Annotated in this window: 9 protein-coding genes; 3 read left to right on the top strand and 6 right to left on the bottom strand. The window is 64.9% G+C overall.

Translation table 11 applies throughout. The features are described 5' to 3' along the window. Positions 1-548 precede the first annotated feature (548 nt). Positions 549-971, bottom strand: a complete 423-nt coding sequence (locus ACYQ1K_RS24495; RefSeq protein ID WP_459986054.1) for a TIGR03618 family F420-dependent PPOX class oxidoreductase — start codon at positions 969-971, stop codon at positions 549-551. Positions 972-1,076: 105 nt separating this feature from the next. Between ACYQ1K_RS24495 and ACYQ1K_RS24490 the strand changes: the two genes are divergently transcribed. From ACYQ1K_RS24490 to ACYQ1K_RS24480, 3 genes are all read left to right on the top strand, one after another. Further along, positions 1,077-1,448, top strand: coding sequence for a GMC oxidoreductase (locus ACYQ1K_RS24490; protein ID WP_459986053.1), 372 nt, complete (start codon positions 1,077-1,079; stop codon positions 1,446-1,448). Positions 1,449-1,510: 62 nt separating this feature from the next. Continuing rightward, positions 1,511-2,197, top strand: coding sequence for a GntR family transcriptional regulator (locus ACYQ1K_RS24485; protein ID WP_459986057.1), 687 nt, complete (start codon positions 1,511-1,513; stop codon positions 2,195-2,197). A gap of 69 nt (positions 2,198-2,266) precedes the next feature. After that, positions 2,267-2,758 carry a pyridoxamine 5'-phosphate oxidase family protein gene (locus ACYQ1K_RS24480; RefSeq protein ID WP_459986051.1) on the top strand — a complete coding sequence of 164 codons (492 nt, stop codon included), beginning with the start codon at positions 2,267-2,269 and terminating at the stop codon, positions 2,756-2,758. Here the strand turns inward: ACYQ1K_RS24480 and ACYQ1K_RS24475 are convergent. From ACYQ1K_RS24475 to ACYQ1K_RS24455, 5 genes are read right to left on the bottom strand one after another with little or no spacing between them, the layout of a single operon-like run. After that, positions 2,700-3,809 carry a branched-chain amino acid ABC transporter permease gene (locus tag ACYQ1K_RS24475; RefSeq protein ID WP_459986050.1) on the bottom strand — a complete coding sequence of 370 codons (1,110 nt, stop codon included), beginning with the start codon at positions 3,807-3,809 and terminating at the stop codon, positions 2,700-2,702. The genes ACYQ1K_RS24480 and ACYQ1K_RS24475 overlap by 59 nt on opposite strands. Beyond that, positions 3,809-4,681 carry a branched-chain amino acid ABC transporter permease gene (locus ACYQ1K_RS24470; RefSeq protein ID WP_459986049.1) on the bottom strand — a complete coding sequence of 291 codons (873 nt, stop codon included), beginning with the start codon at positions 4,679-4,681 and terminating at the stop codon, positions 3,809-3,811. The genes ACYQ1K_RS24475 and ACYQ1K_RS24470 overlap by 1 nt, the downstream gene beginning before the upstream one ends. Beyond that, positions 4,678-5,502 (bottom strand): ABC transporter ATP-binding protein, encoded by an 825-nt coding sequence (locus ACYQ1K_RS24465; protein WP_459986048.1) that lies wholly within the window; start codon positions 5,500-5,502, stop codon positions 4,678-4,680. The genes ACYQ1K_RS24470 and ACYQ1K_RS24465 overlap by 4 nt, the downstream gene beginning before the upstream one ends. Next, positions 5,405-6,175 (bottom strand): ABC transporter ATP-binding protein, encoded by a 771-nt coding sequence (locus ACYQ1K_RS24460; protein ID WP_459986047.1) that lies wholly within the window; start codon positions 6,173-6,175, stop codon positions 5,405-5,407. The genes ACYQ1K_RS24465 and ACYQ1K_RS24460 overlap by 98 nt, the downstream gene beginning before the upstream one ends. After that, positions 6,172-7,416 carry an ABC transporter substrate-binding protein gene (locus tag ACYQ1K_RS24455; RefSeq protein WP_459986045.1) on the bottom strand — a complete coding sequence of 415 codons (1,245 nt, stop codon included), beginning with the start codon at positions 7,414-7,416 and terminating at the stop codon, positions 6,172-6,174. The genes ACYQ1K_RS24460 and ACYQ1K_RS24455 overlap by 4 nt, the downstream gene beginning before the upstream one ends. Positions 7,417-7,814: the final 398 nt, after the last annotated feature.

The following is a 7,814-nucleotide window of genomic DNA, read 5'->3' as shown; positions in this document are numbered from 1 at the left end:
TAGAGGACCAGTCCGGTGATGCGGATCCAGATCGCGCGGGCGAATGCCCGGCCCCGTGACGAGCTCCGCTGATGTCGTGCCACATCTCTCATCGGAAGATGACAGGCCAGGCAGCCAGACGAGTTCGCAGCGACCTCACCCCGACACAGCGGACACACAAGACTCTGCAGTCAAGACACCTTCCTCCGAACCGTCGACGGAAGGATAAGGACCTAGGAGGGACGAGCGCAGGCGATTCGTAGAGGCAGGACCAATCCTGCTGGCCCCAAGAATGCCTCTATGCGCGAGTCCTGCACCGATGCCTGCAGACGTGCTCCTCATCCGGAGGACATCAAGACAGCCTCACGTCCTGTCGTGGTCGTGGCATCGCGTTCGTGAATGGACGCGGCCACATGCTCGAGGGCCTCGAGGTTGCCGGGCTGACAGGTGACGCACAGCCCCGCCGAAACCCGATCGTCACCCTTCGCGACCGTGCGGGCGGACCTAGCGCGGGGCATGCCTTCCGACGTTTGTGTCACGTCGTGAGCCAGCGGCGAGTACAGGCAGTCTCAGGCCGCGAGTGTCGTCGACATGAGGAACCGGTCGATCTCGATGCGGAGAGCGACGCGCTGCGGGTTTGGCCTGGGGACACGGTAGCGCGCCGCGTAGCACGCCTCGGCTCTGCGTACGTCAGCCGGCTCGGTCAGGACCCGCGCGCGACCCTCGAGGGTGGACCACCGCGCACCGTCGACCTGGCACGCCGCCACGGCGCTTCCTTCCGCCGGGCCGGCGGCGACGTTGCGAGCCTTCTGGGAGGCACCGTGGGTGATGACCCAGGCGCATTGCTCGTCGTGGTCAAGCGCCACGCCGACCGGAACCGCGTGGGGGCGCCCGTCCGGACTCACGGTTGTCAAGCTGCACAGATGACGCTCGGTCCAGAACTCGCGCAGGGCAACGGGAAACGCATCCCAACCGGGGGCCCAAGAAGCCATGGCACAAGTCTCTCAAAGAGGTCTGATCGATAGTGTGGGGGTCAGGCCCCTGGACGTGGTGTAACGGCTGATCCAGCGTTTCTTTGGTTAGAAGGGCTGCTCGCCGTGGGCGAGGTCGGGTGCGTTGTTGGTCGCGGGCCTCCAGTCGGTGTCGGGGTCGAAGAAGTCCCCGGGCCAGGGGAGGTTGGCCGTGCTCGTTCCACTATCGGCACGAGCGTGTGTGATCCCAACGGCCGGGTGTGGAGGTTCCAGGATCTCTTCGTGGCTGGCAACGGGGCACTCCCGACGGCTCTGGCGTGCAACTCGACCCTTACGGGGATGACGACCGCTGTACGCGCAGCGCGGGCAATCAGTCAGCAGATCCCATCGGACGACGACGCGAAACCTAGCGATCCCCTGGATCGCCGCATCACCGGACGTGCCCGTAGGCAGGCCTTCGCAATGGCTTCCTTGATGGCCTCGGCAACGGCCGACTGAGCGGCGACACGGCCCTCGTACATGGGCGGGGCGCGCCACGGAGAGATATGGTCGGGACGGTGATGATGAGCACCTTGAACGGCGCGCACCGCACGGCGACCGGGCGCGTGGCGGAAGTTCTGCGCGACGACATCCTTCAGGGACGGATTCCACCTGGTGCCCGCCTCCGACAGGTGGAACTCGCCGCGCGCTTGGGCGTCAGCCGCGTGCCAGTCCGCGAGGCTCTCCGCGTCCTCGAGGCTGATGGCCTGGTGACTCTGGTGGCCAATACCGGAGCCTGGGTAGCTCACCTCAGCCTGATCGAGTGTGAGGAGATCTACCAGATTCGCGAACGCGTCGAACCACTGCTCCTTCGGTACGCCGCACCCGGGCTGGGTGCGGAGGAGCTTGGCCGACTGGAGGACCTGTCCATGCAGATGGAGTCTTCGACAGACTTGGAACAGTTTCTGCGCCTCGACCGTGAGTTTCATCTGCTCTCATACAGCACAGCCGAGACGGTGATGCTCGGCGAGCTCGTGGACCGGTTGTGGAACACCACCCAACATTACCGGCGCGCGTTCTCGACCACCCTGGACAGTCGGTCCCAGCGCGTCGTTCACGACGAGCACCACATGATCACCGCGGCTTTGCGCGACGGTGACGTGGCAGGAGCCGAGCGCGTGCTGGAAGGACACATTCGCAGGACCCGGCGCCGGCTGTCTGCGCATCCGGAGATCTTTCAGACCCCCGACCCTTCGGTGCGCAGGTAGTCAAGCGTGCTCGGATGATTGTCTTGCCGCCGACGTGGCTCTTGAACTCGGAGATCGCTGATCGAGTCTGTGCTTCGCGCGCGACGGTGCTCCGGTGGCGGGAGCTTTCCCCCGAGCCGGGGCTGCCACAATGGATCTGGGTCTGACGCTCCGTTGCCAGAAGCCGTCCTCGCCAGCCTCCGCAAGCCGAACCCGGCCGTCATGGCGACGGTCACGTCGAGCGGCCGTCCCGTATCGGTGGCGACCCGGTGCCTCATCGAGGATGACGGACATCTCATGCTGTGCATGAACGCCGACCGGGCCCGCCTCAAACACCTACAGAACAACGGCCATGTGTCGCTGACGGTGCTTGCAGCTGACGACTTCGGCACGCATGTATCGGCCCAGGGACACGTCGTGTCGATCAAGCCTGACGAGGGACTCGCCGACATCGATCGACTCGCGAGGCACTTCCCCGGCAAGGCAAGGTCTCCCGCGGCGGTCGTCCGATCGCCGCTAAACGTCACTCGGCAGCAATGGCGTCGTCGACCACGTCACGGCGGCGAGTTCCGGGCAGCCTGAATTCGCGACCTCGCGTGACGCCCTTCGACCGCCATAACAGAACCATCACGAACGCGGCAGCGACGACGAGGCCGCTGGCGCCGTCAGGAATGGTGAAGACCAGGTTTCCGACCTGCAGCCCCTGTTCGAGTTCGAGCAGAACCCGCGAGAGCCCTGTCACGGCCGCGCAGCCGACGACTGCCCCCCAGACGCTGCCAGATCCCCCGATGATCAACATGCCCAAGGTGAGGAACGAGAACTGCAGGTAGTAGTCGCGCCCGCTGATCGCCGCGGAGTGGTGGGCGTACATGGCGCCGGCCAAGCCGGCCATGGCGCCGGAGATGACGAAGAACATCACCCGTAGCCGCCACACGGAGACTCCCAGGGCCTGAGCCGCCAAGAAGTCCTCACGCGAAGCGCGCAGTAGTCGACCCGCCCGGGAGACGCCGACGCCGTACGCGACCACCACGGCAACCGCGGCAAGGACCAGCGACACCTCGAGGGTGGGGAAGCGCGGGATCTGAGGCATCACCTGCGGGCCGGGGCCGACCAAACGGGAGTTGAAGAAGATGTTGTCGCTCACCATCAACACCGCGAAGGTCGCGATGCCTGCGGCCAGTCCCTGGAGACGCATCAGGAAGGCGCCGAGCACGGCAGCGACAACTGCAGCGACGACAATGCCGAGGACGATTCCCACGACCATGCTGGAGTGGGCCGTTTGAAGGAACGGAGCTAGACCGTCGAGCGTGTTCGACTTCACCAGGCTGGGCATGGTGAGGATTCCGGTGGTGAAGCCTCCTATGAGCGCAAAGCAGCCATGAGCGAAGGACAGGACTCCACTGTTGCCGATGAAGATCTGGAGCGCGAGGACCATCACCAGCAGTGCGAGCGCGCCCTCGACCATGAAACGCATGCCAGGAGAGGCGAATGCGCAGGCGTAGGTCAACGCCACAAGGAGGGCGAGCGGACCCAGGACTTCAGTCCAGCGCCACTGGGTGACGCCCCGTAGGGGCCGTTCCAGGTCGACCTCTGCCGCATTTACCTCGGTCGATCGAAAAGCGTTCACCGTCATCACACACGCTCCTTGAGGGCGGCCTGCCCGAAGATGCCGCTGGGTTTGACGAGTAGGACGAGGATCACGAGCAGGAACAGCACGGAGTACGTATAGGCACGGTCATTACCGAGCACCGAGTTCAGAACGCTGATGGTGACGCCTACGGCCATGCCACCCAAGGCCGCGCCCATGAGGCTGCCGAGCCCCCCGATAACCGTGCCGACAAGCGCAAGGATGGTGACATTGACCCCGAATTGGGGATCCGCCTGCCCACGCTGGGTGAACAGCATGAAGCCGACCACGCCCGCCAGCAGCCCGCTTGCTGCGAACGCTCCGGCGATGACCCGGCTCGAGCGGACTCCCAGAAGCTGGGCAGTATTGAAGTCGCTCGAGGCGGCGCGCAGTTGGAGTCCCACTGTGGTGCGCTCCACCACCCACTTCATGCCGACGAGCAACGCCAGCGTCAGGGCGACGGTGACCACGCTGCCCCGGGAGATCTGTGTGTCGCCCACGGTCCAGACATCCGACAGCCAGGCGGCAGCCTGACCCGCACGAGGCAAGGCGCCGAAGATCATCTCGTAGGAGCGCTGAAGGAGCACGCTCAATCCGAAGCTCGCGATCAACAGGACAGCCGGGTCCGCGCCGCGCAGTCGTGAGAAGACTCCGAACTCGAGCAGCAGAGCGAGAATTGTGGCACCGACCAAAGCGACAGCCACCGCAGGTAACAGACCCCAGGGAAGACAAATCACGAGAAGATAGGCAGCGCAGGTGATGAGTTCGCCGTGAGCGAAGTTCACAAGGCGCATCACACCGAAGACGAGTCCAACGCCGAGTGCAGCGAGTCCGTACAAGCCACCATTGCTGAGGGCGTCGATGATTAACTGCATCATGGGGTGGGCAACTCCGTTCCGAAGTACGCATGGCCGAGCCGAGTTTCGTCATGCTCGTCCGCGGGCGTCAGGGTGTCGCGGATGCGCCCCTCGCGCAGGACGTGGGTTCGCGTCGCAGTCCCGATGACGAGGTGGGCCCGTTGCTCCACGACAACGATCGCCGTTCCGCGGGCACGAATGTCTGCCATCACGTTGAAGACATCACGAACCACCGTCGGCGCAAGCCCCAAGCTGGGCTCGTCCAGCATGACGAGGTCAGGTTCCGCCACCAGGGCGCGAGCGATCGCAAGCTGCTGCTGTTGACCGCCGCTCAGCTGCCCAGCACGGTGATTCGCGTGCGTGGTGAGCAGCGGGAACAACTCCTTCATCGAGGCGACGGCCCTGGCAGCCGTACTCCTGTCACGAGACGCGGTTCGGCCGAGCTGGAGGTTCTCAGCCACCGTGAGGTCGGTGAAGATGTGGCGGCCCTCCGGAACGAGCGCAAGGCCCCGACGGACCACATACTCGGGTTTCATGCCCGTCAGATCGTTGCCGCGGAGACGCACCGTCCCGGAAGTCGCTTTCAGGGCCCCCGCGATCGCGCTCAGCAAGGTGGACTTCCCCGCGCCGTTGGGGCCGACGATGCCGACCATCTCCCCTGGCTGGACCCGGAGATCGGCATCGAAGATCACATCCAGCCCCGAGTAGCCGGCAGTGAGGCCTTCGACCTCGAGAAGTGGGTTGCTATACATATGGCTCGTCTGCTCCTTGATCGGCTGATGCGCCCAAGCTGACATCGCCGAGATATGCGCTGCGGACGGCAGCGTCCTCTGTGGCCGCATGCGGAGTGCCTTCGAAGAGCAAGGACCCCGCGGCGAGGACCGCGACTCGCGAGCAAGCTTGAGCGACCAGGGAGACGTTGTGCTCGATGAGCAGCATCCCGCAGCCCACCTGCTCGCGGACGTTGTCGAGCGCCTGGAGAAGCGCCGGCACCTCGTGCTCGTTCAGGCCCGCCGCAGGCTCGTCCATCACGAGGTAGCGAGGTTGTGCCGTGATGGCTCGAGCCAACCCGGCAAGCCGGGCGAGGCCGTGTGGAAGACCGGCCGCGGTATGCGAGGCGACATGCATGAGGCCGAGCATTCCGAGCGCTTCCCCAGCGCGACGTGTCGCTTCCCGCCTGCTCGCTCCTACACCGAGAGCGCCCAATGCGGCGTTCTCCGCGACGCTGAGACCCGCGAACAGGCGGGCGGACTGGAAGGTCCTGGCAAGGCCCGCACGCGCACGACCGGCAGCGGTCATGGTGTCGAGCGGAATCCCATCCAGCGACACCGAACCTCGGTCAGCTCGCTCATATCCAGACAAGGTGTTCACGAGGGTGCTCTTGCCGGCGCCGTTCGGGCCGAGCAGTCCTACCACCTCGCCGCGCTCCACCGAGATCGAGACACCGTCGAGCACCCGCAAGGCGCCGAACGACTTCTCGATTCCGATGGCCGCGAGTCCGCTGTGCTTGGTCACTCCAGGACCGGCTTCTGGGCCGCGACGTACTTGACGAAGTGGTGCTTGCCGTCCTGGACCTGGAGAACCGCCATGGGTCGGGTGACACTGATGTGGAGCTCAGGCGAGAACGAGGTCGGCCCTGCGGACAGCTCGACGTTGTGGAACGATTCGAGCGCCTTGGCGAGCGCGGGTCCGTCGAAGCTCTTCGCCTTCTCGGCGGCGGTCGTGAATGCCTCGATCGAGGATGACCCCGTCACCAGGCTGCTCGTCACCGCATCCTGGCCGGTGGCCTGCTTGTAGTCCTTCAACACGGTCTGGATCTTCGGGCTGGGGTCATCACCGAAGACCGAGGCGTAGGTCACGTCATAGAAGTTCGAGAGCTTCGGGACCGAGCCCAGCCAGTACGCGCCGTCCATACCGAAGCCGGAGATCACCGGAGTCTCCGCGCCGGACTTGCGCAACGCGGCCAAGGCCTCCGCACCACCAGCACCGTAGGAACAGAGCGCGACGACGTCAGGCGCCGACCCACTGATCTCGCTCGCCTGAGCTGTTACGGGAGCAGCAAGAGAGCCGGTGGGAGTCTGGCTGAACTTGGGGTCCGCCACGATCGTGCCGCCGAGCTGCTTCCAACGGGTCTCGAAGCCATTGCACTGATTCTGGGTGTACTTCAGCGTCATGTCGCGGAACAGGGCGGCCTTCGGGCCGAACGTGTCAAAGGCGTACTCCGCCATGATGGCGGCCTCCCCCGGCACAGCCGACCCGAGCGAGAAGCCGAGCGTCAACCCGGACTTCGGTCCCATGATGGTGTCGCCGAGACAGGGCGAGATCACCAGGACTGAAGCCGCCTGTGCGACCTGCGAGGCCTTGGCGCTGATGTCGTAGTCGCAACTGACCAGCAGGAGCTTGGCACCCTTGCCGATGAGGTCAGTTGCGATCTGGGCTTCCTTGTCAGGGTTGCTCTCACCGTCGACGGTTGTCAGCTTCAAGTCGCAGCCGAGCACACCCCCGTCCTGGTTGACTTTGTCGATCGCGATCTTCGCCATCTCCAGAGCCGGAGCGTCAACCGGGCCCATGAATCCGGTGGCCGACATCGCGCTGCCGATCAGGACCTGGCCCTTGTCGCAGGCGGCGCCACCGGAACCCCCCGAGTTCGTGGCGCCACTCTCGTTCGTGGTCGATACGCACCCTGCCATGGCAGCACTGGCGATCAGCGCCACTCCAATGGCGGTGACGCGAGGGATTGAGCTCAGGAGTCGCATGATTGTTTCCGGCCTTTTCATTCGTGGAAGGTGTCGTTGCGGTGGTTCAAGTTCGGCCACTCGTCCGCAACCGCACTTGGCAGCCTGGGTCTTGTTGGATCCAACTCGTCAATGTGGCTCCGCTCACGCGGACCCGAGGAAACGAGCGTCGCGCTCACTGCAACCGATTGTCAAGGTGCGCGACCAAATCTTTGGTTTCTGGCTTTGTTGCCTATTGGATTCATTGATGTCACACTCAGTGCGTCTCAACCGCCGGCTCGCAGCGAATCCGCGTCTCGGGGTAGGCATGCGGCGCGTCCGAGCAGCTCAACCCGACAACGGGACGAGTTGTGGCGAACCCGCCGCAACGCTGGAGAGACCATCGGTCACGTCGCTGATTGCGCGGGACGGGCAATAGC

The organism is Nocardioides sp. AN3 (assembly GCF_054653495.1).
This window is presented reverse-complemented; position numbering and strand designations above follow the sequence as displayed.